Annotated in this window: 24 protein-coding genes and 2 other annotated features; of the genes, 23 read left to right on the top strand and 1 reads right to left on the bottom strand. The window is 41.7% G+C overall.

Translation table 11 applies throughout. The features are described 5' to 3' along the window. The first annotated feature begins 14 nt into the window (after nucleotides 1-14). The 16 genes from NST09_RS13305 (at nucleotide 15) to NST09_RS13230 (ending at nucleotide 17,940) form a co-directional block, all read left to right on the top strand. On the top strand, nucleotides 15-743 hold the full coding sequence (locus NST09_RS13305; protein WP_007501691.1) for a response regulator transcription factor: 729 nt from the start codon (nucleotides 15-17) through the stop codon (nucleotides 741-743). Next, nucleotides 736-2,478, top strand: coding sequence for an ATP-binding protein (locus NST09_RS13300; RefSeq protein WP_217816498.1), 1,743 nt, complete (start codon nucleotides 736-738; stop codon nucleotides 2,476-2,478). Before NST09_RS13305 ends, NST09_RS13300 begins: the two co-directional genes overlap by 8 nt. A 254-nt stretch (nucleotides 2,479-2,732) precedes the next feature. Continuing rightward, entirely contained in the window at nucleotides 2,733-5,372 is a 2,640-nt protein-coding gene (gene polA / locus NST09_RS13295) for a DNA polymerase I (protein ID WP_342493053.1), read from the top strand. A 25-nt stretch (nucleotides 5,373-5,397) separates the two neighbouring features. Continuing rightward, nucleotides 5,398-6,231, top strand: a complete 834-nt coding sequence (mutM, locus tag NST09_RS13290; RefSeq protein WP_007501686.1) for a DNA-formamidopyrimidine glycosylase — start codon at nucleotides 5,398-5,400, stop codon at nucleotides 6,229-6,231. Between the two features lie 173 nt (nucleotides 6,232-6,404). Then, nucleotides 6,405-7,037 carry a sporulation membrane protein YtaF gene (gene ytaF, locus NST09_RS13285; protein ID WP_007501684.1) on the top strand — a complete coding sequence of 211 codons (633 nt, stop codon included), beginning with the start codon at nucleotides 6,405-6,407 and terminating at the stop codon, nucleotides 7,035-7,037. A gap of 13 nt (nucleotides 7,038-7,050) precedes the next feature. Beyond that, on the top strand, nucleotides 7,051-7,656 hold the full coding sequence (coaE, locus tag NST09_RS13280) for a dephospho-CoA kinase (protein ID WP_144684137.1): 606 nt from the start codon (nucleotides 7,051-7,053) through the stop codon (nucleotides 7,654-7,656). Between the two features lie 172 nt (nucleotides 7,657-7,828). Continuing rightward, entirely contained in the window at nucleotides 7,829-8,851 is a 1,023-nt protein-coding gene (locus NST09_RS13275; RefSeq protein WP_008346043.1) for a glyceraldehyde-3-phosphate dehydrogenase, read from the top strand. Nucleotides 8,852-9,086: 235 nt separating this feature from the next. Further along, a complete protein-coding gene (speD, locus tag NST09_RS13270) occupies nucleotides 9,087-9,467 on the top strand; it encodes an adenosylmethionine decarboxylase (protein ID WP_003216492.1) in 381 nt (126 codons plus the stop codon). A gap of 185 nt (nucleotides 9,468-9,652) precedes the next feature. Beyond that, complete coding sequence (locus tag NST09_RS13265; RefSeq protein ID WP_017358264.1) at nucleotides 9,653-10,039, top strand: hypothetical protein; 387 nt, start codon at nucleotides 9,653-9,655, stop codon at nucleotides 10,037-10,039. 4 nt (nucleotides 10,040-10,043) lie between these two features. Then, nucleotides 10,044-10,502 (top strand): transcriptional regulator NrdR, encoded by a 459-nt coding sequence (gene nrdR, locus NST09_RS13260; protein ID WP_003216720.1) that lies wholly within the window; start codon nucleotides 10,044-10,046, stop codon nucleotides 10,500-10,502. 99 nt (nucleotides 10,503-10,601) lie between these two features. Beyond that, nucleotides 10,602-12,023, top strand: a complete 1,422-nt coding sequence (locus NST09_RS13255) for a replication initiation and membrane attachment family protein (RefSeq protein ID WP_342493052.1) — start codon at nucleotides 10,602-10,604, stop codon at nucleotides 12,021-12,023. A 17-nt stretch (nucleotides 12,024-12,040) separates the two neighbouring features. Continuing rightward, complete coding sequence (dnaI, locus tag NST09_RS13250) at nucleotides 12,041-12,970, top strand: primosomal protein DnaI (RefSeq protein WP_008346034.1); 930 nt, start codon at nucleotides 12,041-12,043, stop codon at nucleotides 12,968-12,970. Nucleotides 12,971-13,002: 32 nt separating this feature from the next. Further along, entirely contained in the window at nucleotides 13,003-13,641 is a 639-nt protein-coding gene (locus NST09_RS13245; RefSeq protein WP_342493051.1) for a TVP38/TMEM64 family protein, read from the top strand. Between the two features lie 60 nt (nucleotides 13,642-13,701). Continuing rightward, nucleotides 13,702-14,571 carry a putative sporulation protein YtxC gene (ytxC, locus tag NST09_RS13240; protein WP_008346029.1) on the top strand — a complete coding sequence of 290 codons (870 nt, stop codon included), beginning with the start codon at nucleotides 13,702-13,704 and terminating at the stop codon, nucleotides 14,569-14,571. A 43-nt stretch (nucleotides 14,572-14,614) separates the two neighbouring features. Further along, nucleotides 14,615-14,862: a binding site (T-box leader), on the top strand. A gap of 45 nt (nucleotides 14,863-14,907) precedes the next feature. Further along, nucleotides 14,908-16,848, top strand: coding sequence for a threonine--tRNA ligase (gene thrS, locus NST09_RS13235; protein ID WP_007501674.1), 1,941 nt, complete (start codon nucleotides 14,908-14,910; stop codon nucleotides 16,846-16,848). 171 nt (nucleotides 16,849-17,019) lie between these two features. Next, complete coding sequence (locus NST09_RS13230) at nucleotides 17,020-17,940, top strand: methyl-accepting chemotaxis protein (RefSeq protein WP_342493050.1); 921 nt, start codon at nucleotides 17,020-17,022, stop codon at nucleotides 17,938-17,940. A 55-nt stretch (nucleotides 17,941-17,995) separates the two neighbouring features. Here NST09_RS13230 and NST09_RS13225 read toward each other — a convergent pair whose 3' ends face one another. Next, complete coding sequence (locus NST09_RS13225; protein ID WP_039964096.1) at nucleotides 17,996-18,775, bottom strand: HAD family hydrolase; 780 nt, start codon at nucleotides 18,773-18,775, stop codon at nucleotides 17,996-17,998. A 177-nt stretch (nucleotides 18,776-18,952) separates the two neighbouring features. Here NST09_RS13225 and NST09_RS13220 point away from each other — a divergent pair, with 177 nt between their 5' ends. From NST09_RS13220 to rplT, 7 genes are all read left to right on the top strand, one after another. Continuing rightward, nucleotides 18,953-20,710, top strand: a complete 1,758-nt coding sequence (locus NST09_RS13220) for a sensor histidine kinase (protein WP_144684135.1) — start codon at nucleotides 18,953-18,955, stop codon at nucleotides 20,708-20,710. Continuing rightward, complete coding sequence (locus NST09_RS13215; protein ID WP_048002761.1) at nucleotides 20,707-21,444, top strand: LytTR family transcriptional regulator DNA-binding domain-containing protein; 738 nt, start codon at nucleotides 20,707-20,709, stop codon at nucleotides 21,442-21,444. The genes NST09_RS13220 and NST09_RS13215 overlap by 4 nt, the downstream gene beginning before the upstream one ends. A gap of 137 nt (nucleotides 21,445-21,581) precedes the next feature. Further along, nucleotides 21,582-22,025, top strand: coding sequence for an antiholin-like murein hydrolase modulator LrgA (gene lrgA / locus NST09_RS13210; RefSeq protein ID WP_035391171.1), 444 nt, complete (start codon nucleotides 21,582-21,584; stop codon nucleotides 22,023-22,025). Nucleotides 22,026-22,039: 14 nt separating this feature from the next. Beyond that, a complete protein-coding gene (gene lrgB / locus NST09_RS13205) occupies nucleotides 22,040-22,735 on the top strand; it encodes an antiholin-like protein LrgB (protein ID WP_175415461.1) in 696 nt (231 codons plus the stop codon). Between the two features lie 128 nt (nucleotides 22,736-22,863). Beyond that, nucleotides 22,864-22,995, top strand: a sequence feature (ribosomal protein L20 leader region). 71 nt (nucleotides 22,996-23,066) lie between these two features. After that, entirely contained in the window at nucleotides 23,067-23,582 is a 516-nt protein-coding gene (gene infC / locus NST09_RS13200; protein WP_024718649.1) for a translation initiation factor IF-3, read from the top strand. A gap of 25 nt (nucleotides 23,583-23,607) precedes the next feature. Beyond that, complete coding sequence (rpmI, locus tag NST09_RS13195; RefSeq protein ID WP_003216324.1) at nucleotides 23,608-23,808, top strand: 50S ribosomal protein L35; 201 nt, start codon at nucleotides 23,608-23,610, stop codon at nucleotides 23,806-23,808. A 31-nt stretch (nucleotides 23,809-23,839) separates the two neighbouring features. After that, complete coding sequence (gene rplT, locus NST09_RS13190; RefSeq protein WP_007501659.1) at nucleotides 23,840-24,199, top strand: 50S ribosomal protein L20; 360 nt, start codon at nucleotides 23,840-23,842, stop codon at nucleotides 24,197-24,199. Nucleotides 24,200-24,210: the final 11 nt, after the last annotated feature.

Here is a 24,210-nt window from a genome sequence, read left to right as displayed (position 1 = left end):
ATTGGAGGCACAACATGAATAAAAAAATATTAGTTGTGGATGATGAAGAATCAATTGTAACACTTCTAAGCTATAACCTTGAAAGGGCGGGCTACGATGTCGTCACAGCAAGAGACGGAGAAGAAGCGCTTGAAAAAGCAGCAAGTGAACAGCCTGATCTAATTGTGCTTGATTTAATGCTTCCGAAAATGGATGGCATTGAAGTGTGCAAACAACTGAGAATTCAAAAAATGATGTTCCCTATTTTAATGCTGACAGCAAAGGACGATGAATTTGATAAGGTGCTCGGTCTTGAACTTGGAGCCGATGATTACATGACAAAACCTTTCAGTCCTAGAGAAGTGGGTGCTCGGGTAAAAGCCATTTTGAGAAGAGCACAGCAATCTCAGCCGGCTCCCGTGCAAGAAGAGAAGGAAGAGATCATTGCAGACCAAATCAAAATTGGAGACCTGCGCATTTTACCTGAACATTACGAAGTCTATTTCCAAGAAGAACGTCTAGAGCTCACGCCAAAGGAATTTGAACTGCTTCTTTATTTGGCTAAGCATAAAGGCCGTGTCTTGACGCGTGATCTATTGTTAAGTGCGGTTTGGAATTATGACTTTGCAGGTGATACTCGTATTGTGGATGTGCATATCAGCCACTTGCGGGACAAAATTGAAAAGAACACGAAAAAACCAACATATATTAAAACCATTCGAGGCTTAGGCTACAAATTGGAGGAGCCAAAGCCAAATGAGTAAAGTGAGAACCCGCCTTTTTTCTGGGCTCATTTTTCTCCTGTTTATTGTGTTTGTTGCGCTTGGTCTTTTCTTGGATCATATGTTTCATATTTTCTATGAAACAAAATTAACCGAACGAATGGAAAAGGAATCGAGTTTTCTCCTTTCTTCAATGAATGTTGAAGATTTGAACGCGGAGCAAAACAAGAAGATTCTCAATCAAGCAAAGCAGCATCTCGATATGAATGCGTCGATTGTGGACGTGAAGGGGAATATCATACATACAACGGGTCAAGCAGAACAAAGAGCCGTCATTTTAAACATGCTGGAAAATGAGCAGCTCCAAACAAAAGGAACGTTCATTGAGGATGAGAAAGATGCGCTGTTTCATTATGCAGTTCCAATGATGAAACAAAACGAACCGGCGGGATATTTATTTCTTCATGCTTCATTCCAGCCTTTGAATGAGATTGACGGCCAGCTCTGGCTTGCATTAGCCTTTTGTCTTGGTTCGGCCATCATTATCATCGTCTTTTTTGGCTATCGCATGTCGATGAAGTATGTAAAGCCGATTGATTATGCCACAAAGGTGGCCAAACAGCTTGAACGAGGGAACTATGATACAAATAACTATGAAGAGCTGATCATTGAAACAAGTGAACTCAATACATCAATGAAACGTCTGGCAGAAAGTCTTCAAGACATGACAAGCGCTGGCGAAATGCAGCGAGATCGTCTGCAAACAGTCATTGAAAACATCGGAGCGGGGATTATTTTGATTGATAAAATGGGCTATATTCACTTAGTCAATCGAACATTCCGCAAGCAATTCAAAGTGCAAAAACATATTTACATGCACAAGCTGTATCATGAAGCCTTTACCCATGAAGAGATTATTGAGTTAATAGACGAAATTTTCATGACAGAAACCAAGGTCCGAAAGTTTTTACGTCTCGCTGTTGACATCGAGCGCCGTTATTTTCAAGTCGATGGTGTTCCGATCTTAAGTACAGACGATGAATGGAAAGGAATTGTTCTTGTCTTTCATGATGTAACAGAAACAAAGCAACTAGAACAGATGCGAAAAGACTTTGTCGCTAACGTGTCACATGAATTAAAGACACCGATCACGTCCATCAAAGGCTTTTCTGAAACACTTCTTGATGGTGCTATTGACGACAAAGAAGCGCTCACACAATTTTTGTCCATCATCCTAAAAGAGAGTATTCGTTTAGAAACGCTCATCCAAGACTTACTTGATCTCTCGAAAATTGAACAGCAGCATTTTAAGCTGAATATTCAAGAAGCCAATGCGACAGAAATCATTCAAGAGATTGAAGTGCTGCTAAAACAAAAGGCTGCTGAAAAAGGCATTGACCTACAAGTGCGTGTCCCGAAAGAGCCGGTCTATGTCATGGCAGATCCGCTGAGATTAAAACAAATTTTCCTCAACCTGATCAATAATGCCCTCACCTATACACCAGAGGGAGGAAGTGTCACGATCACAGCAAGACAGAGGAAAGACAGCTATGAATTTGATGTAGCAGATACAGGGATCGGTATGAAAAAGAGTGAGATTCCAAGAATATTCGAGAGATTTTATCGAATTGATAAAGATCGAAGTAGAAACTCAGGCGGTACAGGGCTTGGTCTTGCCATTGTCAAACACCTTGTCGAAGCACATGAAGGAACGATTTCTGTTCATAGCAAACAAGGCAAAGGGACGACGTTTACCGTGAGTTTAAAGTCAAAATAGAGAAGAATGGAAAGTGGCGTTAAAATTTACATGATCTTTACAATGAATTCATGTTTTGTTAATCAATCATTGGTAGGATGAATAGGAACCCCTTCATCCAAGGAGCCAATTTTGGAAGGACGAAAACACTTGTTGTTTTCGTCCCTTTTTTATGCAGGCTCGTCTATTTTCTTTTCAAAATAAACTTTGATAAAATGAACATACAATGTGCGAAAGAGACGGCTGAGCCGGCTCAGTCGATGGAGGATTAAAAGATGACAGATCAAAAGAAATTAGTACTTGTGGATGGAAACAGCCTCGCTTATCGAGCTTTTTTTGCTTTACCGCTATTATCCAATGATAAAGGCGTACATACAAATGCCATTTATGGCTTTGCGATGATCTTAATGAAGATGCTGGAAGACGAGAAGCCGACTCATATGCTCGTAGCATTTGATGCGGGTAAAACCACCTTCCGTCACGAGACCTTTAAGGAATATAAAGGCGGAAGACAAAAAACTCCGCCAGAACTATCAGAACAAATGCCATTCATCCGTGAGCTATTAGATGCTTATCAAGTGAAAAGGTACGAGCTTCCGCAATACGAGGCGGATGACATTATCGGCACACTGGCTGTAGAGGCAGAAAAGGACGGCTTTGAGGTCAAGATCTTCTCAGGAGATAAAGACTTAACGCAGCTTTCAACAAACCATACAACAGTAGCCATTACGAAAAAAGGTATCACAGAAGTAGAATATTACACACCGGCACATATTGAAGAGAAATACGGACTCAGGCCAGATCAAATCATCGACATGAAAGGGCTGATGGGAGACTCATCAGACAATATTCCTGGCGTGCCTGGTGTTGGTGAAAAAACAGCGATCAAATTACTAAAACAGTTTGAAACGCTTGAAAATCTGCTTGATCATATTGACGAAGTCAGCGGGAAAAAGCTAAAAGAAAAGCTTGAAGAATATAAAGAACAAGCGGTGATGAGTAAAAAGCTGGCGACGATTCTCGTAGAAGCACCAATAGATGTATCAAGCAAAGAGCTCGCCTATGAAGGTCCTCACATGGAGCAGGTCATCTCGCTTTATAAAGAACTGGGCTTTCAAACGCTGCTAGAGCGTTTAGGAGAAGCGCCAGAATCAGATGAACCAGTAGAAATAGACGAACTAGACGTGAAGAAAATGACAGATGTCACGGAGGACATGCTGACAGATCACGCTGCACTTGTGGTAGAACAGCTAGGAGACAATTATCACGAAGCCGATTTGATAGGGTTTGCGATCCATAATGAGAACGGTGCATTTTTTATGACAAAAGAAGATGCTCTGCAATCTGAAGCATTTAAACAATGGGTACAGGATGAAACGAAGAAGAAATGGGTCTTTGATTCCAAAAGAGCGGTTGTTGCCCTCAGATGGCATGATGTCGATCTTAAAGGTGTCGATAACGATGTCCTGCTCGCTTCCTATGTGGTCAATCCGCAGAAATCCTATGAGGACGTTGCAAGTGTGGCGAAGGAATATGGCCTGAACATTGCCCTTTCCGATGAAAAAATTTACGGAAAAGGAGCGAAACAGGCGATTCCACCTGAAGAAGAGCTAAAAGACCATCTTGGAAGAAAAGCAGCAGCGATCTCTGCGCTGCATGATTTGACCCTTGAAGCGTTAGAAAAAAATGACCAGCATGAGCTGTATGAAGATTTAGAGTTGCCACTTGCCCTCATCTTAGGTGAAATGGAATCTCTTGGGGTAAAAGTGGATGTTGAACGTCTTCAGAAAATGGGTGAAGAACTCACGAAGAAGCTGAAGGAATATGAAGAAACCATTCATCGGTTAGCAGGAGAAACATTTAACATCAATTCACCGAAGCAACTTGGTGTGATTTTATTTGAAAAATTAGGACTGCCTGTTATCAAAAAGACCAAAACCGGCTACTCTACGTCTGCGGATGTCCTTGAAAAGCTTGAAGACAAGCACGAAATTATTCGGTCCATTCTGCATTACCGTCAAATAGGAAAGCTGCAATCTACTTATGTGGAAGGCTTAATGAAAGTGACGCGCAAAGATACGCATAAAGTGCACACAAGATTTAATCAGGCACTTACACAAACAGGAAGACTAAGCTCAACAGATCCAAACCTTCAAAACATCCCGATTCGTTTAGAAGAAGGCCGAAAGATTCGTCAAGCATTCGTTCCGTCAAAAGAAGGCTGGCTCATGTTTGCAGCTGACTATTCTCAAATTGAGCTGCGTGTACTCGCGCACATTTCTCAAGATGAGAACTTGATTGAAGCCTTTACGCAAGATATGGATATTCACACGAAAACAGCCATGGATGTGTTCCATGTCTCAGAAGAAGAAGTGACTTCCTCTATGAGAAGACAGGCCAAAGCTGTCAACTTCGGAATCGTATATGGAATTAGTGATTATGGACTGTCTCAAAATCTTGGGATTACAAGAAAAGAAGCAGCGGCCTTCATTGACCGTTATTTAACAAGCTTTAAAGGCGTGAAAACCTATATGGAGGACATCGTGCAGGAAGCAAAACAAAAAGGATATGTGACCACGCTTCTTAAACGTAGACGATATATCCCAGATATCACAAGCCGTAATTTTAATGTGAAAAGCTTTGCGGAAAGAACGGCAATGAACACACCGATCCAAGGCAGTGCCGCCGATATCATCAAAAAAGCGATGATTGATATGGCACGAAAGTTAAAAGAAGAGAATCTGCAGGCAAATCTGTTATTGCAAGTGCACGATGAACTGATCTTTGAAGCGCCAAAAGAAGAAATCGCCATATTAGAAAAAATCGTCCCTGAAGTCATGGAAAGCGCACTTCAGCTCGATGTGCCGCTAAAAGTCGATTTCGCTTCAGGCCCATCTTGGTACGACGCAAAATAAAGAGAGAGAAAAAGGAGCGAGGAGCATGCCGGAATTACCAGAGGTTGAGACCGTCCGGCGCACTCTTCAGCGGTTAGTCAAAGGAAAAACGATTGAAACGGTCGATATCAAATGGCCAAATATCATCAAACGTCCTGGGGAACCGGAAGAGTTCGCTAGAAGGATGGTAGGAGAAACCATTCAAACCATTGAAAGAAGAGGGAAGTTTCTACTCTTTCATTTAGACCACTATGTGATGGTCTCCCATTTAAGAATGGAAGGGAAATACCGTGTACATGAAACTGGTGAGCCTTATGATAAACATGTACACGTCGTCTTTACGTTCACAGATGGTACCGAACTTCGGTATCATGATGTCCGTAAATTTGGGACGATGCATCTATTTCAGCCAGGCGAAGAAGAAAAAGAACTTCCGCTATCACAGCTGGGATATGAACCTTTTTCAGACTCATTTACACCAGACTATTTATGGGAGCAATTAAAGAAAACCTCCCGCGTGGTCAAAACGGCTTTACTTGATCAAAAGATTGTGGTTGGCCTTGGAAATATTTATGTAGATGAAGTGCTGTTTAAATCAGGCATTCATCCAGAAACAAAAGCGAATCAGCTAAGTCTTGCATCTTGTAAGGTGCTCCACAAACATATTATTGACACGCTTCAAGTGGCTGTTGATGCAGGAGGTAGCACCATTCGTTCCTACATCAATTCACAAGGTGATATTGGGACTTTTCAATTACAGCTTCTTGTATATGACCGGCGGGGAGAACCTTGCCAGACGTGCGGAAGTATCATAGAAAAAACAGTGGTTGGAGGGCGCGGCACTCATTTTTGTGTGACCTGCCAAAAACGCCCTTCATAAAAGTAAGCCGTCAGCATGCTTCCTTTTTGCCATGCATACGATAAAAAACATTCTTTTTTCAGCAAGGTGTAGACTGACACACAGCCCACCTGCTCTTCATATAGTGAAGAAGAGTCTAAGGACGCTAGAGACTCTTGATCATCGTTGCATGAACAGAAAGGAAGAGTACAGGTATGATTTCGTTTTCGCTTCTGTTTTTAGCTATTGCCGTCAGCATTGACAGCTTTTCTGTAGGTTTTACGTATGGTCTTCGCAAGATGAGAATTCCATTTAAAGCCATCGTTATTATTGCTTGCTGTTCAGGAATTGTGTTGCTCATTTCCATGCTGATTGGCAGCCTGCTCACGACATTCCTCCCTGTCTCAGTGACAGATAAACTGGGTGGAGGCATTTTAATTGCCATCGGACTTTGGGTTCTGTATCAATTTTATAAACCAGCGAAAGAGCGTGATTTGCTCCTTCATGAAAAAACACTTCTCAATGTAGAAGTGCAGTCTCTTGGGCTTGTCATTCATATTTTGCGAAAGCCTACAAGTGCAGATATTGACCGCTCTGGCACCATTAATGGAATGGAAGCGGTGCTTCTTGGAATTGCTTTATCCATCGATGCATTTGGTGCAGGGATTGGTGCAGCGATTCTTGGTTTTTCTCCAATTGTCATGAGCATCACGGTCGCTGTGATGAGTTCTCTTTTTGTATGCATCGGACTGCGTGCAGGTCATTATTTGGCCAATTGGCGCTGGATCGATAAACTCGCATGCTTACCAGGGCTGTTGCTCATTTTAATTGGGGTGTGGAAGCTGTAAAGGAGGAAACGAATTGACGCTCGTCATTGGATTAACAGGCGGGATTGCTAGCGGAAAAAGCACAGTCTCGCAGATGATAAAAGAGAAAGGCATTCGGGTGGTGGATGCTGATATCATTGCAAAAGAAGCGGTTTCTAAAGGATCGGCTGCCCTTCATCAAATCGTTCAAACTTTTGGTGAAGAGGTTCTTCTGCCAAATGGTGAACTGAACCGGCAGCAGCTTGGAGCGATCATTTTTTCTGATGAAGAGAAAAGAAAAAAGCTCAATGCCATCGTTCATCCTGAAGTCAGAAAAGAAATGCTCGAGCAGCGTGATGAAGGGGTGAGCAACAATGAAACATTTGTTGTGCTTGATATCCCGCTCCTATTCGAGAGCAAGCTGGAAGGGCTAGTCGACCGCATCATCGTTGTGTACACGACGCCTGAATTGCAGCTGTCGCGGCTCATGAATCGAAACGACCTGAGCGAGGAAGAAGCACTGAATCGCATTCACTCCCAGCAGCCTCTTGAGGAAAAATGCCAAAAAGCAGACCGTGTGATAGAAAACACAAAAGATCTTGCTTTTATGAGAAAGCAATTAGAGAACATATTAAACGAATGGGAACATACAGATAAGTAAGAGTACATACAGTACTCTTCTTTTTTTATGCTTTTTTCGTCAATTTCATTGCAAAGAACAGCCCTTTTTTGAAAATATACGTTTATATACTGGCAATTACATTCTAATGTGATATACTAATTTCATAAATAAATTTATTGAGTATAACACATAATAGAGGAGTGACCTGTTCATGAAGGTAAAAGCAGCGATCAATGGGTTTGGCAGAATTGGACGCATGGTCTTCAGAAAAGCAATGCTTGATGATCAAATTCAAATTGTAGCGGTGAACGCAAGCTATCCTGCCGAAACGCTAGCACATTTAATTAAATATGACACAAATCATGGACGTTACGAATGCGATGTGACAGCAGAAGATGACGCGTTGATTGTCAATGGCAAAAGAGTGCTTTTGCTCAATAATAGAGACCCAAAGCAGCTTCCATGGGGAGAGCTTGGGATTGATATCGTGATCGAAGCAACAGGGAAATTTAATTCAAAAGATCAAGCGATGGGCCATATAGATGCCGGAGCGAAAAAGGTCGTACTTACAGCTCCAGGTAAAAATGAAGACGTTACAATTGTAATGGGTGTCAATGAGGATGATCTTGATCCTGAAAAGCACGTCGTTATTTCAAACGCATCTTGTACAACAAACTGCTTAGCACCAGTTGTCAAGCTGTTAGATGATGAATTTGGCATCGACAACGGCTTAATGACAACGGTTCATGCTTATACAAATGATCAAAAAAATATCGACAACCCCCACAAGGATTTGCGCCGGGCAAGAGCATGTGCCCAGTCCATCATTCCAACGACGACGGGTGCCGCTAAAGCGCTTTCTTTAGTGCTGCCGCACATGAAAGGGAAATTACATGGACTTGCACTTCGCGTACCGGTTTCAAATGTGTCGATGGTTGATCTTGTGGTCGACTTGAAAAAAGATGTCACGGCAGAAGAGGTCAATGCTGCCTTTGCAACGGCTTCAAAAACATCTCTTGCTGGCATATTAGATTACACCGATGAACCACTTGTCTCCACAGACTTTAACACAAACCCTTATTCTGCTGTCGTTGATGGACTCACAACGATGGTGATGGAAGGCAGAAAAGTAAAAGTTCTTGCATGGTATGACAATGAATGGGGCTATTCTTGCAGAGTGGTTGATCTTGTAAAGTTTGTTGGTTCACAGATGAAAGAGCTTTCAGCTGTTTGAAATGAAGAAGACTGAACGTCCCTTTTCAAGAAATGAGAGAAAATCCCACTAAAAACACAGCTTGCAAAATGGGTCTAAACAAAGTATACTATTTTTCGTGAACTTCTTGTTCGCAGACTCATTCGGGTATACTTAAAGGGTTAGGACCTCTTTGGACTAACTTTCCCCCGTGGTATATGTCCGGTCCGGCTGCTTAGAACTTCACTCTTTCATTCTTGTTTAAGGGGGGTCCATGATGGAAACAATCGGACGTCACGTTATCTCCGAGTTATGGGGATGCGACTGTGATAAACTGAACGACATGGATTTTATTGAAAAAACGTTTGTAAATGCAGCTTTGAAATCAGGAGCTGAAGTAAGAGAGGTTGCTTTTCACAAATTTGCACCTCAAGGAGTAAGTGGAGTTGTCATTATTTCTGAATCTCATCTGACAATTCACAGCTTTCCTGAACATGGTTATGCGAGCATAGATGTTTATACTTGCGGCGATCTAGATCCGAATATTGCAGCAGATCATATCGGAGATGAACTAGGTGCTGAAACAAGAGAAAACATCGAAATTCCTCGAGGCATGGGACCTGTACAAGTGAAACAGGCGCAAGCCAAAGCACTGTAAACATAAAAAAGATTGCAATGGGAGCTGGCCAAAAGCATTAAATGCCTTTGTGTTATGCTCCTTTTTATATTTGTTCCATACACGGGCATTCAGCATGATCCAACCTGTCTATACTTTTGTTCTAGGAAAACAAAGGTTTTTTTTATAAAATAAAGAAGAGGGTTTATGACAAAGGGGATACGTGTATGACTTTAGGACAAAAGCTCAAACGATTCATTTCAAATCATACAGAAACATCTGACCATCATCCAGTGTCAGAGCTGAAAAGCCATTACTACAAATCGACACAAACTCAAGTTTTTCAAGCGGTAGAAGCCGTTCTTTCAAGAAACGATTCCTATCAAGTGACATCTGTTTCAGCAGAACGAGGTGAAATCAGCGCAAACATACGAACGCCGAAAAAAGCTTTTCTCGTGGCGACTGTCATTTCAATTCGTCCTTTTGAAACAGCTGTCGATTTTAATGTGACAACAGAAACAGCACTGCCAACAGACTTTGGCTACAGTCAAAAGGCTGTTTTGTCCCTCTATAAAGAACTAGACAAACAACTTCCAAGAAGAGATCGGAGCTGATGAAATGAAATGTCCCACATGTCAGCACCTTGGCACAAGGGTGCTTGATTCAAGACCAGTAGATGAAGGGAAGTCCATCCGTCGGAGAAGAGAGTGTGAAAGCTGTCAATATCGCTTCACGACGTTTGAAAAATTAGAAGAATTGCCATTGATTGTCGTGAAAAAAGAAGGAATTCGAGAAGAATTCAGCCGGGAAAAGATGCTAAGAGGCCTCATCAAAGCGTGTGAAAAACGTCCTGTCGCTTTAAAACAGCTCGAGGATGTCTGCTTTAACATCGAGAAGGAATTGCGTAACCAAGGCATGTCAGAGGTGAAAAGCGAGCTTGTTGGGGAAATGGTAATGGACGAGCTGGCGAAAATTGATGAAGTGTCTTACGTCAGGTTTGCGTCGGTATATCGTCAATTTAAAGATATCAATGTATTTATTGATGAATTAAAAGATTTATTAAAGAAAGAACGCTAAAAAAGAGCTGAAGATTCTTCATGCTCTTTTTCCTGCGTAAAGCGTAAAACGCAAAAAGAGTGTACAATGAAGACAACCGTATTAAGGGAGGATCAGCATATGACAGAGCATTGGAAGGAAGTGCTAGCCGTCGATCCGTATGTCGTCAAAAGCGCTTCATTGCTCGGTGACATCGATAGACAGCTTATTACTCTTTTATATCAGCCGCTTATTGGCATGTCCGCTTTCAGTTTATACATGACGCTGTGGGGAGAGCTGGAACAAAATCGAATGTGGGGGAAACCCGCACCTCACCGTCAGCTGATGGTGATGCTGCAAACGAATTTAAATGATATTTTTGAGGAGCGCTTAAAGCTTGAAGCGATCGGATTACTCCGCACATATGAACAGGAAACGGAAGAAGGCAGACTGTTTACATATGAGCTCGTGCCGCCGCTGAGACCGGATGAATTTTTCCAAGACGGTATGCTGAATGTCCTTTTGTATCATCGGGTAGAGAAAGCAAAATATATGCAGCTTCGTGATTATTTTTCTTATCCAGGAGTTCCTGCTGATGCAAAGAACATCTCCCGATCGTTTGAAGAAGTGTTTCACGTCTTGCAGCCAGGAGAGCGCAAGATGACAGAGGAAATCAATCAGGCGTCATCGCTTGACGAGGGCTACGAATATGTGACAGTTGGCTCAAGTCAGCCTGCACCGCTTTCAGATGAATCTTTTGATTTTGATCTATTGTTAGCAGGCATGTCGGATATGATGATTCCGAGAAAAGCTTTGACAAAGCAGGTGAAAGAGACAATTAAGAAGTTAGCGGTCGTCTATGGCATCACCCCGCTGCAAATGCAAAATATTGTCGCAGGTGCCTGTGGTTCAGATCAGATGATATCAACTGAGGATCTGCGAAAAGCAGCGAGAGACTGGTATCAAATTGAATACAGAGGCGAACAGCCGAAGCTGATTGATCAAAAACAGCCAAGACATTTACGTCACAATGTCACGCAAAATTCAGGTGCAGATGCACCTGATGCGAAATTGATTGAAAAGCTTGATCATATTTCGCCTAGAGAGCTTCTAAAAGATATGGCAGATGGCATTGAGCCGACGTATGCAGACTTAAGAATTGTTGAAGATATTATGCTTGAGCAGCAGCTAGAGCCTGGGGTCATGAATGTCCTGATCTACTATACATTGCTAAAAACCGATATGAAGCTGTCCAAAACATATATGCAGAAAATCGCCGCCCACTGGGTGCGAAAGAAAATCAAAACAGTGGCAGCTGCTATGAAAATTGCCAAAGAAGAGAATAGGCAAATGACAGAATGGGCGCAGCAAAAAAATAAGCGTCAATCATATGGATCAGGAAAAGTGATCCGTGAGGAGAAGCTGCCTGACTGGATGAAAGAAGTTGAAACGAAAGAACAGCCAAAAGAACAGACAGATAACTTGTCTACAGAGGACCTCGAACGAGAAAAAGAAAAATTGTTAGATCAGTTTAATAATATGAAAAAGTACAATGCACATTAATGTGAGGTGAGATGGAGATGAAACCGATCGGTCGTTCATTTGATCAGCTAAAAGGGCGGGTAGATTTTCGCGTGAGATACAATCAGATTAAAGAAAGTGTCCTAGCTGATGAAGATGTAAAAGCTTTTTTAAAGGAGCATCAAGAGGACATCCAAGAAGACATGATCAATCGCAGCTTGAACAGGCTCTTTGAATATGTACAACAATCAAAGGGCTGTTCTTACTGCTTAGAGGAAGAGAATGTAAATGTCATTTTAGACGGGTATCACCCGAAGCTTGTGATCAAAGGTCAAAGCATTGATATTGAATATTCCCCTTGTCCTGTCAAACTGCGGCTTGATAGACAGAAAAAACAGCAAGAACTTATGAAAAGCATGTATATTCCGCAGAATGTTCTTCAAGCGACGTTTGCTGATTTAAATGTGGTTGGAAGACAAGAAGTCATTCAAAAAGTAGGTCAATTCCTGCAAAGTTATGATGAAACTGGTAAGGGAAAAGGCCTCTATTTACATGGAAAGTTTGGGGTCGGAAAAACATTTATTCTGGCAGCAATTGCGCAGCAGCTAGCGGTAAAAGAGTATCCATCTCTCCTTGTATACGTGCCTGAATTTGTGAGAGAATTAAAAAATTCATTAGCCGATCATACACTCGAAGAGAAGCTGAATATGGTCAAATCAACACCAATTTTAATGCTTGATGATATCGGAGCAGAGTCGATGACAAGCTGGGTACGAGATGAACTTTTAGGAACAATCTTGCAATACCGCATGGCAGAGCAGCTGCCGACTTTTTTCTCTTCTAATTTCTCACCGAATGAGTTAAAGCATCACTTTACGTACTCACAGCGCGGGGAAAAAGAAGAGGTGAAGGCAGCTCGATTAATGGAACGTATTCTCTACCTAGCTGAACCAGTTCTGCTTGAAGGGGAAAATCGCCGTCATTTATAAAAAGATAGGTCACGTGAAGGGGAGCGGATGCAATGAATAAAAGAAAATGGCTGCTTTTCCTCGTGATTGGGGTTGTAGCTGCTGTGCTATGGTGGCTCAACAAACAGCATCTTCAACTGTCGCCGAAAGATGTGAAGAATTGGATTCTTCAATTTGGGATGCTGGCTCCCTTTGTCTTTCTTTTCTTATCACTTTTTCGTCCATTTGTGCTTGTCCCTCTCACCGTCTTTTCGCTAGCAGCAGGTTTGGCATTCGGCAGTGTCCTTGGGACCATTTATGCCTTAGCTGGTGCGACAGCAGGTGCAACAGGATCTTTCCTGCTTGCCTCAACCTTCCGTTCAAACAAGCGGGAAACCGAATCAAGCAATCGGAAGCTAAAAGCGGTGACGTCCCGTATTCAAGAGCATGGATTTCTTTATATCCTCTTATTACGCATTGCACCCATTCACTTTGATTTTGTCAGTTATGCCGCAGCAGCTTCACGTGCGAATTATCGTGCATTTGCGGCAGCGACTTTTTTAGGGTTAATACCTGGTACTGTGGCGTTAAATGTCCTTGGATCAAGCTTTGTAAGCGGAAATTATGCCGCCTTAGCGATTGTTTGTTTGATTTATTTGATCTTTATCTCAGTGCCACTGATTTTAAAAAGAAAGATGCCTGATTTATTTTAGGCGTCTATTTTTTATGTTCCCCCCATATATATGTAACAGATGTCGTTAGGGGGGACAAACATGCTTGAAATAATCTTTGAAGATGAATATGATACCGCCGCTTTTTTACATCTTGCTGAACACTTGGACAGTCGGCATCACATTTCGATTCAACAAGGGAAAGACCGGCTTCTCATAGAAGCGAAAAAATCAGGAGAAGCCATAGAGCACATTGTGCGGACATTACTGATTCACTTTTTTTTGGAATGCAAAGAAAATGAACGCATGCGCAGCATCCTTGAAAACACATACTTATTTAAAGATCCAGAAGAGCAGCACCAAATTCTTTCAATCGCCCATAGCATCATGAAAGGGGATCTAGATGATATTCCTGGAATTCATCAAGACCCACCGAGGGAGGATCTGTTAAAAAAAGAGCTTGAGACGATTTCTTTACAGAAAGGTGTTTTTTCCATTGGTTCATTTATGACATTTAGGCTTTCAGCGTATGACAGAAGGCTGAAGAACTATGTTGAAGTATCCATCGAAGAATATAAGATGGAACAAGAATATCAAAACTTTATTCAATCCCTTCGAGACTATGTGATGTCAAGAGAACCTAAGCTTGAAAAAGTACATGTTGTGCATCAGGACCGCCTGATGATTTGGGAATTTCGGTACGCTTCTGAGCGTGATCAAAAACAATACATAGACAGACAGTTTGTAAGAGAGCATCCAATGTATATTGATTCGCAGTTGATTGCACCGCTTGTATCCATTGCGCCACAAAAGATTGACCTATTTACAGATGATACAGGTCACTCGATGGTGCAAACCATTCAAAATATTTTTCAAGAAAGAGTTGAGGTATTCCCTCCTCATTCGTTTCAGGAACAGCATGTTCAATTTGTTCCTAGTCATTTGGAAAAGAAAAGTGAAAAGCTTTCTTGATTTTCACGAAAAAACGTTTTATAATACGGTGTAACTTCATACAGAGACCGTATTGATAAGGACATGAACAAATGAACACCCGCTTAAAGAGAGGGAAGCCGTGGCTGAAAGCTTCCTAGCAGAGGACCATTTGCTTTACCACCTTTGAACATCAGCTGTGAACTATTTAGTAATAGCTGACGGGAATTCCCGTTATTGAACCACAAGCCGTATTTGCTTTTGACAAAGCAAGCTGCAAATACGGGAAAAAGGGTGGAACCACGATTCCGTTTATTCAACCTCGTCCCTTTCCAGGGGGCGGGGTTTTTATATTGCCAAAAAAAGGAGTGACTAGAGATGTCAGAACAAATTCAACTTACATTTCCAGATGGAGCAGTCAAGGAGTTTGACAAAACAGCTACAACAGAAGACATCGCGGCATCAATTAGCCCAGGCCTAAAGAAAAAAGCGCTTGCCGGTAAATTGAACGGCAAAGAAATAGATCTGCGTACGCCGCTGTTAGAAAGTGGAACAATCGAGATCATCACAGATAAGAGTGAAGAAGCGCTCGATATTATGCGCCACAGCACAGCGCATTTGCTTGCACAGGCAATCAAACGCATTTATGGAAAAGAGCATCACGTCCAGTTTGGCGTAGGCCCTGTCATCGAAAATGGCTTTTACTATGATGTTGACATCGATGTAGCGATTACACCTGAAGATTTACCAAAGATTGAAAAAGAAATGAAAAAAATCATTAACAGCAATTTGCCGATTGAGCGCATTGAAGTTTCTAGAGAAGAAGCAAAAGCACGCTTTGAAGCAATTGGCGATGAATTGAAGCTAGAGCTGTTAGAAGCAATCCCAGAAGGCGAAGCCGTCACAATTTATGAGCAAGGTGAATTCTTCGATCTATGCCGCGGTATTCACTTGCCGTCTACAGGGAAAATCAAAGAATTCAAGCTGTTAAGCCTTGCAGGTGCTTACTGGAGAGGCGACAGTAACAACCAAATGCTTCAGCGTATTTACGGAACAGCTTTCTTCAGCAAAGAAGAATTAAACGAGCATTTACGTCTGCTTGAAGAAGCAAAAGAGCGCGATCACCGTAAACTAGGAAAAGAATTGAAACTGTTTGCGAACTCTCAAAAGGTGGGCCAAGGTCTTCCGCTCTGGCTGCCAAAAGGGGCAACAATTCGCCGCGTCATTGAGCGTTATATTGTTGATAAAGAAGTACGCCTTGGTTATGAGCATGTGTATACACCCGTTCTTGCGAGTGTAGAATTGTATAAAACATCAGGCCACTGGGCGCATTATCAAGAAGATATGTTCCCGGTCATGGAAATGGACAACGAAGATCTTGTCCTTCGTCCAATGAACTGTCCGCACCATATGATGATTTACAAAAACGAGCCGCATAGCTATCGCGAATTGCCAATTCGGATTGCAGAGCTTGGTACAATGCACCGCTATGAAATGTCAGGTGCTTTATCCGGCCTTCAACGTGTTCGCGGGATGACATTAAACGATGCTCATATCTTTGTTCGTCCAGATCAAATCAAAGACGAATTCATTCGTACAGTACGCCTAATTGAAGAAGTGTATCAAGACTTTGGCTTGAATGACTACACATTCCGCTTATCTTACCGTGATCCAGAAGATACTGAGAAGTATTTCGACGATGATGCAATGTGGAATAAAGCACAGTCTATGCTGAAAGATGCAATGGACGAGCTTGGACATGACTACTATGAAGCAGAAGGTGAAGCGGCATTTTATGGTCCGAAGCTTGACGTCCAAGTAAAGACAGCTCTTGGAAAAGAAGAGACTTTGTCTACTGTACAGCTAGACTTCTTACTTCCAGAGCGTTTCGATCTCACATATATCGGAGAAGATGGAAAACACCATCGTCCAGTTGTCATTCATAGAGGAGTTGTGTCCACAATGGAACGCTTCGTTGCCTTCTTAATTGAAGAATACAAAGGAGCTCTTCCAACATGGCTGGCACCTGTACAATTCCAAGTCATCCCGGTTTCACCATCTGTCCATCTAGATTACGCGAAAAAAGTGCAAGAACGTTTGCAGCTTGAAGGACTGCGTGTAGAACTAGACAGTCGTGATGAAAAAATAGGATACAAAATTAGAGAAGCGCAAATGCAAAAGATTCCGTACATGCTGGTTGTCGGTGATCAAGAAGCAGAAAATGGCGCAGTTAATGTAAGAAAATACGGGGAACAAGATTCAGAAACAATGGACCTCGAAGCTTTTGTGAAACATGCAGTCGCAGAAGCAAAAAAATAATGAAGGCAAACGAAACAGTCAGTGATCTCATCTATTGAGGTTGCTGGCTTTTTTCTTATGGAAAAAAATTCTCTACTAGTGATCCAATTGCGCAAATGATACGTTTAGATAGTACGAAAGTATGGGTAAGTATGTACTATTAGAGAGAGGCAAATTGGGGGAATGAAAGCGATGATTCAAACAACAAACACTTCATCAACACAAGTATTGGAGCAATCAGCTGTGCTTCGTGCGCTAGAGCACTCACTGGCGATGATTGAATTTGATGTCACAGGTAAGGTCCTATGGGTCAATGATATATTTGCAAAAGCCATGAAATATTCAAAGGAAGAAATGATTGGTTTAAAGCATAGACAGTTTTGTCCTCCGCATATTGCAGAAGACACAAGTTATCAAATGTTTTGGAAGCGTTTGAAGAATGGTCAAGTGTTTCAGGAAAAGGTGCAGCGGATCACGAAGTACGGTGACACCTTATGGCTTGAAGCGACGTATACACCAGTGCTCAATGAAGAGGGGAATGTAGTGGCTGTCGTGAAAGTGGCAACAGATATTACGGAGAGAGAAAACACAATGAAGCAGGTAGTAGAAGACCTAAAGGATATGTCTGCAAAATTAATGGAGCGAGCGGAAATCGGCATCCAGCATAGTCAAAGTGTAAATGCTTCTTTTGAACATATCGCGAATGAAACCGATCAAAATATGAGTTTGCTAGAAGGGTTAACAGAGCAGGTGGAGTCGATCAGCTCAATTGCTACAACGATTAACAGTATCGCTTCCCAAACACAGCTGCTCGCATTGAACGCGGCCATAGAAGCTGCGCATGCGGGTTCCTATGGAAATGGCTTTAGTGTCGTCGCGGCAGAAATCCGTAAGCTTGCGACAGATTCAAAGGAAGCGATTGTAAAGGTGGATCGTTATGTGAAGGCGATCCATTTAGAAGTTGAAAAGGTCAGCAACGGAACAAGCCGTGCAAAGACAAGCGTGTTTACAAACCGGGATCTTGTCAAGCAAGCAAGCGAGGAATTCATGAATGTAGGAGAAGCAGCACGCGGCTTAGATCGTCAAGCACAAAGTTTAGCAGCAATTGTTTAGCCGAAAACGAAAAAACACCCAATCTCGATCAGGAGAAGGGTGTTTTTCCTATGGTTTATTTTAAAATATCAAACAATTCGTGTAAGTCTTTAATTTCATAATCTGGTGTCACATCTGTTTCATTTTTCTTGCCATGACGATTGATCCAAACGGTTTGGATGCCAGCGCGAGAAGCGCCGAGAATATCTGTTTTTGGATTATCTCCTACCATGATGACGTCATCTTTTGTGAGATTTAACAGCTGAAGGCAGTGCTCAAAGATGCCAGGATCAGGCTTTCCTTTCCCATAATCTCCTGAAATCACAATTTCATTAAAGTAAGGGGCAAGTTCCGGGACACCTGCAAGTTTTTCTTTTTGCAGACTAGGATCTCCATTTGTTAAAAGGAGTAATTCATAGCTGCCCTTCAGGCGCTCTAAAACAGGATACGTTTCTTCATAGACATACGGGCGTTTTCTGCGCTCTGCTGCAAAGAAGTCTGCTAAGTATTGACCAAATGCTTCATCGTCAATTCCTGCCTCTTTTAAGCCGTTCGTCCATGCGTTTTTGCGATACTCTGGTGCAAGGGCGTTCAGCTTTTGAAAGCCTTCGCTAATCGGCTCACTAAAATTAGACCACAGTCCTTCAAAAGGATTAATGCCAATCATAACAGTATAATCATATGTTTCATAAGAAGAGTACAGCTTTCTTGCTTCTTCACGCACGATCTGTTCAAACGATTCTGGATCAAGTCCATATTTCTTTTCCGCTTCCCTGCATGTTTCCTGAAAAGTGGTATGAATGCTTTTTTCATCCCAAAGCAAAGTATCATCTAAATCGAAAAATACGGCTTTCATGATCTTCTCCCTTGTTATGTATGTAGTTACCCTCAATTGCATGTGACAGGCTCATGTTCATTTTACAATAGAAGGAGAGGGCAATAAAGAAAAGATTTGAGAGATTTTTGAGCATTGACCGTGCATGATAGAATAGATAGACAGTAGATATCACATACATCAATTGGGGTGGCCGGTTTGCTTCATTTAATTATTATGATGATTGAGCGTGTAGGAATCATCGTTATTTTGGGATTTGTGCTTGCCCATGTGAAGGGCTTTCGCAATCTCTTACTACATAATCAAGGGTTTCGAAAAAAAGCAATCCTTGTCTTTATTTTTGCTTCTTTTAGTATCATCAGCAATTACACTGGAATTGAAATCCAGCAGCAGATTGTGATGAACCACGAATTTTCATATCACCTAGGCTCATCAAGTTCTATCGCCAATACGAGAATTATGGGGATCGAAATGGGCGGCTTAATAGGGGGGCCGTTTGTAGGGATTGGTGCTGGGCTTTTAGCTGGCATTCATCGCTATTCACTAGGAGGGAGCACCGCGCTTAGCTGCGCAATTTCTTCCATTTTAGCCGGTGTGATTGCAGGCTATGTCGGCAGGCGATTTAAGCGGAAGAATCGAATGGTCACACCGCGACAAGCAGCGATTTTTGGTGTAGCGATGGAATCTTTACAAATGGTCATTATCCTTCTATTTGCGAAGCCATTCGCTGATGCTTGGGGGCTTGTGAGTATTATTGCGCTGCCGATGATCTTTGTGAATGGAATCGGGAGTTTTATCTTTTTATCCATTTTACAGTCAGTAATTCGCCAAGAAGAGCAAGCGAAAGCGATGCAGACGCATCGAGTATTTTCTATCGCAGATCAAACACTTCCTTATTTCCGGCAAGGGCTAAACGAACAATCATGTAAAAGTGTGGCAGAAATCATTCATCGTTTAACAGAAACAGATGCTGTCTCCTTAACAGATACAGAAAAGATTTTAGCGCATGTTGGAGATGGAACAGATCATCATATTCCATCGAAAAGTCTGATTACAGGGTTGTCTAAGCAAGTGTTGATGAGTGGAAAGATTATGAAGGCGCATTCGAAAGATGACATCAATTGTTCAGTCGCTCACTGTCCTCTTGAAGCAGCCATTGTGCTACCACTCACGTCTAATGGTCAAACAATTGGAACATTAAAAATGTATTTCAATTCTCCAGTCGGATTAAGCAGAGTAGAAGAGGAGCTTGCAGAAGGTTTGGCGATGCTCTTTTCCACACAGCTTGAGCTTGGGGAGGCTGAGACCCAAAGCCGTCTGCTGAAAGATGCAGAGATCAAGGCGCTTCAGGCCCAGGTGAATCCGCACTTTTTATTTAACGCCATTAACACCATCTCCGTTTTGTGTAGAACGAATGTAGAGATGGCAAGGAAACTGCTACTACAGCTGAGTATTTATTTTCGATCAAATTTACAAGGCGCTCGCCAGCTGCTCATTCCAATGCATAAAGAGATTCAGCATGTGGAGGCTTATTTATCACTGGAACAAGCGAGATTTCCAAATAAATATCAAGTGACCTTTCAAATTGAAAAAGAGCTGGAACAGGTGATGATCCCTCCCTTTGTGCTTCAAGTGCTTGTTGAAAATGCAGTGAGACATGCTTTTCCTAAACATCAAACAAATTGTGAAGTCATCGTATCCGCTTTGATAAAAGATGGGCAAGTCTATATGAAAGTCACAGATAATGGCCAGGGGATTGAAGACGACAAGATGGCTCAATTATTAAAATCGCCAGTTGAATCAAAAGAAGGAACAGGTACAGCACTTTATAATTTAGACCAGCGGCTAAGAGGAATTTTTGGCCGGCAAGCTGCTTTATCCATTCATAGTGACAAAGGCACTGACATTTCATTTCGCATTCCAATGGATTATGTAAAAAAGGATGATTCTCGTTGATAAAGGTATTGATTGTAGATGATGAAGTTTTAGCAAGAGACGAATTAAAATATTTGTTACAAAGAACAAAAGAGAATGTTCAAATAGAGGAAGCGGAAAATATAGAATCTGCTTTTGACCGGATGGTCGATCACAAGCCCGATTTGCTCTTTTTAGATATCGATTTATCAGGTGAGAATGGATTTGATATTGCCAAAAGGCTCAACCGAATGTCTGATCCGCCGGCGATCGTATTTGCTACAGCATTTGATCAATATGCGCTGAAGGCGTTTGAGGTGAGTGCACTAGATTACTTAACAAAGCCTTTTGATGAAGAGCGGCTGTTGCAAACGATGCAAAAGTTTAAGAAGTGGAAAGCTATTGAGACGCAGGAGCCGTCTCTTTCAGAAGACAAATTTTCTCACAACCAAAAATTAGCGATCTCTGTCGATGAGTCTATTGTGATCTTGCAGGTTGACGAGATTATGTATGTAGGGCTTAGTGAAGGAAAAAAGGTTGTGAAAACAAGAGATCATATGTATGAGGTGACAGAACCGCTTGTGGTCATTGAAAAGAAATTACCCGAGGCTTATTTTATGAGAGTTCACCGAAGCTATATTGTCAACACGTCTCATATGAAAGAAGTGCAGCCTTGGTTTAATTCAACGTATAATCTTCATATGACAGACGGGTCTATCGTCCCTGTCAGCCGAACATATGCGAAAGAACTAAAGAAGTCGCTCCTATTAGAATAGGGTGGCTTTTTTCATTTGCATTTCAATCCTCATTTTTTGCATTTCAGTCAGGATATTAGGTGAGTTTTATTGTAAACGCTTCATTTGTTTGTTTCATGCCATATACTGAGGGCAGTCGAAGAAAGAGGTGAAAGGGCATGAGTGCCACAAAAGTATATGGATTTCTATCTCAAGCATTTATCTTTGCAACGGTAATGTTCGTTTCTAATCTCATTTCAATGTATTTACCGATTCCGATGCCTGCATCTGTTATTGGTTTGGTTCTTTTATTTATTTTATTAACAACAAAGATTGTGAAACTAGAGCAAGTAGAGCAATTAGGTAGCTCATTGACAGGTCTTATTAGTTTTCTATTTGTTCCTTCTGGTATCTCGGTCATTCAATCATTAGGTGTCATGCAAGAAGTAGGGGTACAGGTAGTGGGTGTGATTATCATTGCAACCATTATGTTACTTGCCGCTACTGGGCTGTTCTCTCAGCTTCTGATGCAGTTATCAGAAAGACCACAGCAACGTCAAAAGACAAAGGAGAGCAAATCCACTCCTTCTCATTCAAATAAACCAGCTTCAACTACGCATTAAAGGAGAGGTGTAAGATGGGTACAAGTACTATGAGTCCTTATTTTGGCATTGTCGTCTCATTAGTGGCCTTTGGGATTGGCACATTTTTATTTAAAAAGTCTAAAGGTTTCTTCTTATTTACCCCGCTATTTGTTGCCATGGTGTTAGGCATTATGTTTTTGAAAATTGGCGGTTTTTCCTATGCAGATTATAATGAAGGCGGTAAGATTATCAAGTTTTTCTTAGAGCCTGCGACCATCGCGTTTGCGATTCCTCTTTATAAACAGCGAGCACTGCTGAAAAAATATTGGTGGCAAATTTTATCCGCTATTTTTGTCGGCTCACTTTGTTCTATTACAATTGTTTATGTAGTAGCAAAAGGGATTCATCTTGATGCTGCTGTTATGAAAAGCATGCTCCCACAAGCAGCGACGACAGCGATTGCTTTGCCAATTGCAAAAGATATTGGCGGAATTGCAGATATTACAGCCTTTGCAGTCATTTTTAATGCGGTGATTGTCTATGCGCTAGGTGCCTTCTTCTTAAAATTGTTTCGGATTAAAAACCCAGTGGCCAAAGGCCTTGCACTTGGTACATCTGGACATGCGCTTGGCGTTTCTGTTGGGATTGAGATGGGGGAAGTGGAAGCGGCAATGGCGAGTATCGCTGTGGTGGTAGTAGGGGTTGTCACCGTAATTGTCATCCCAATCTTCTTGCAATTGATTCTTTAATCGCAGCATTATTTAAATAAGTCTTGCTCAAATCATTTCGTCATGCTAAAATGAAAAAGTTGTTTCAAGAGTTCGGTTACTTGACGGACAAATGAAAATTGTGTAGAATAATTAACGAATTGAATAGATATCACAAGCAGAAGCACCCGCTTCTCACCTGATTGACACATGTTTGTAGTTGACAGGTTGACCGTACATTTATTTTTTCATGCAAATGTTCGCAGTGTGGGTGTTTTATATGCCCACACTTTTTGTTTGCCTGTAAAACATACAACGAAATGGTCAAAATGAATTGTGAACTCAATTCAAAATCTCATGGAGGTGGCTCACTATTAGCAAAGATCAATTAGTTAATGAAGGTATTCGTGCGCGTGAAGTTCGTTTGATCGGACAAAATGGCGATCAGCTTGGGATTAAAACCCGCCAGGAAGCTCTGGAAATTGCTACGAAAGCCAATCTTGACCTTGTGTTAGTTGCTGCAAATGCAAAACCACCTGTTTGCCGAATCATGGACTATGGTAAGTTCCGATTCGAACAACAGAAGAAGGAAAAAGAGGCACGTAAGAATCAAAAAATCATTAGCTTAAAAGAAGTTCGGTTGAGCCCGACAATCGATGAACATGATTTTAACACGAAGCTCCGTAATGCAATCAAATTCCTTGAAAAGGGAGATAAAGTGAAAGCTTCTATCCGCTTTAAAGGCCGTGCGATTACGCATAAAGAAATCGGACAGCGCGTGTTAGACCGTTTCTCTGAAGCTTGCGCTGAAGTAGCAACAGTAGAAACAAAACCTAAGATGGACGGACGCAGCATGTTCCTCATGCTTGCACCAAAAGTCGAAAAGTAAAAGTAACAGAGGGAGGAAACATCCAATGCCAAAAATGAAAACTCACCGCGGATCTGCTAAACGTTTCAAAAAAACAGGTTCTGGTAAACTTAAACGTTCTCATGCGTACACAAGTCACTTGTTCGCTAACAAATCTACAAAGCAAAAACGTAAATTGCGTAAGAGCGCAATCGTAAGTGCTGGAGATTTCAAACGTATCAAACAACAACTTGCAAACATCAAGTAATCTGGAATAGGAAACATAGGAGGGAATTACAATGCCAAGAGTAAAAGGCGGAACTGTGTCGCGTCAGCGTCGTAAAAAGGTTCTTAAATTAGCAAAAGGTTATTTCGGTTCAAAACATAGATTATATAAAGTAGCAAACCAACAGGTGATGAAATCTGGAAACTACGCTTTCCGTGACCGTCGTCAGAAAAAACGTGACTTCCGTAAACTATGGATCACTCGTATCAATGCTGCAGCTCGTATGAACGGTCTTTCTTACAGCCGTTTAATGCATGGCTTAAAGCTTTCTGGTATCGAAGTAAACCGCAAAATGCTTGCTGATCTTGCTGTGAATGACCTAAACGCATTCAACCAGCTTGCTGATGCTGCAAAAGCACAACTAGACAAGTAAGTCATATAAAA

Origin of the sequence: Bacillus sp. FSL W7-1346, from assembly GCF_038593335.1 — a bacterium.
Lineage (GTDB): Bacteria > Bacillota > Bacilli > Bacillales > Bacillaceae > Bacillus > Bacillus altitudinis.
The sequence above is the reverse complement of the archived record's forward strand: the minus strand, read 5'-3'. Positions and strand labels throughout refer to the sequence as shown.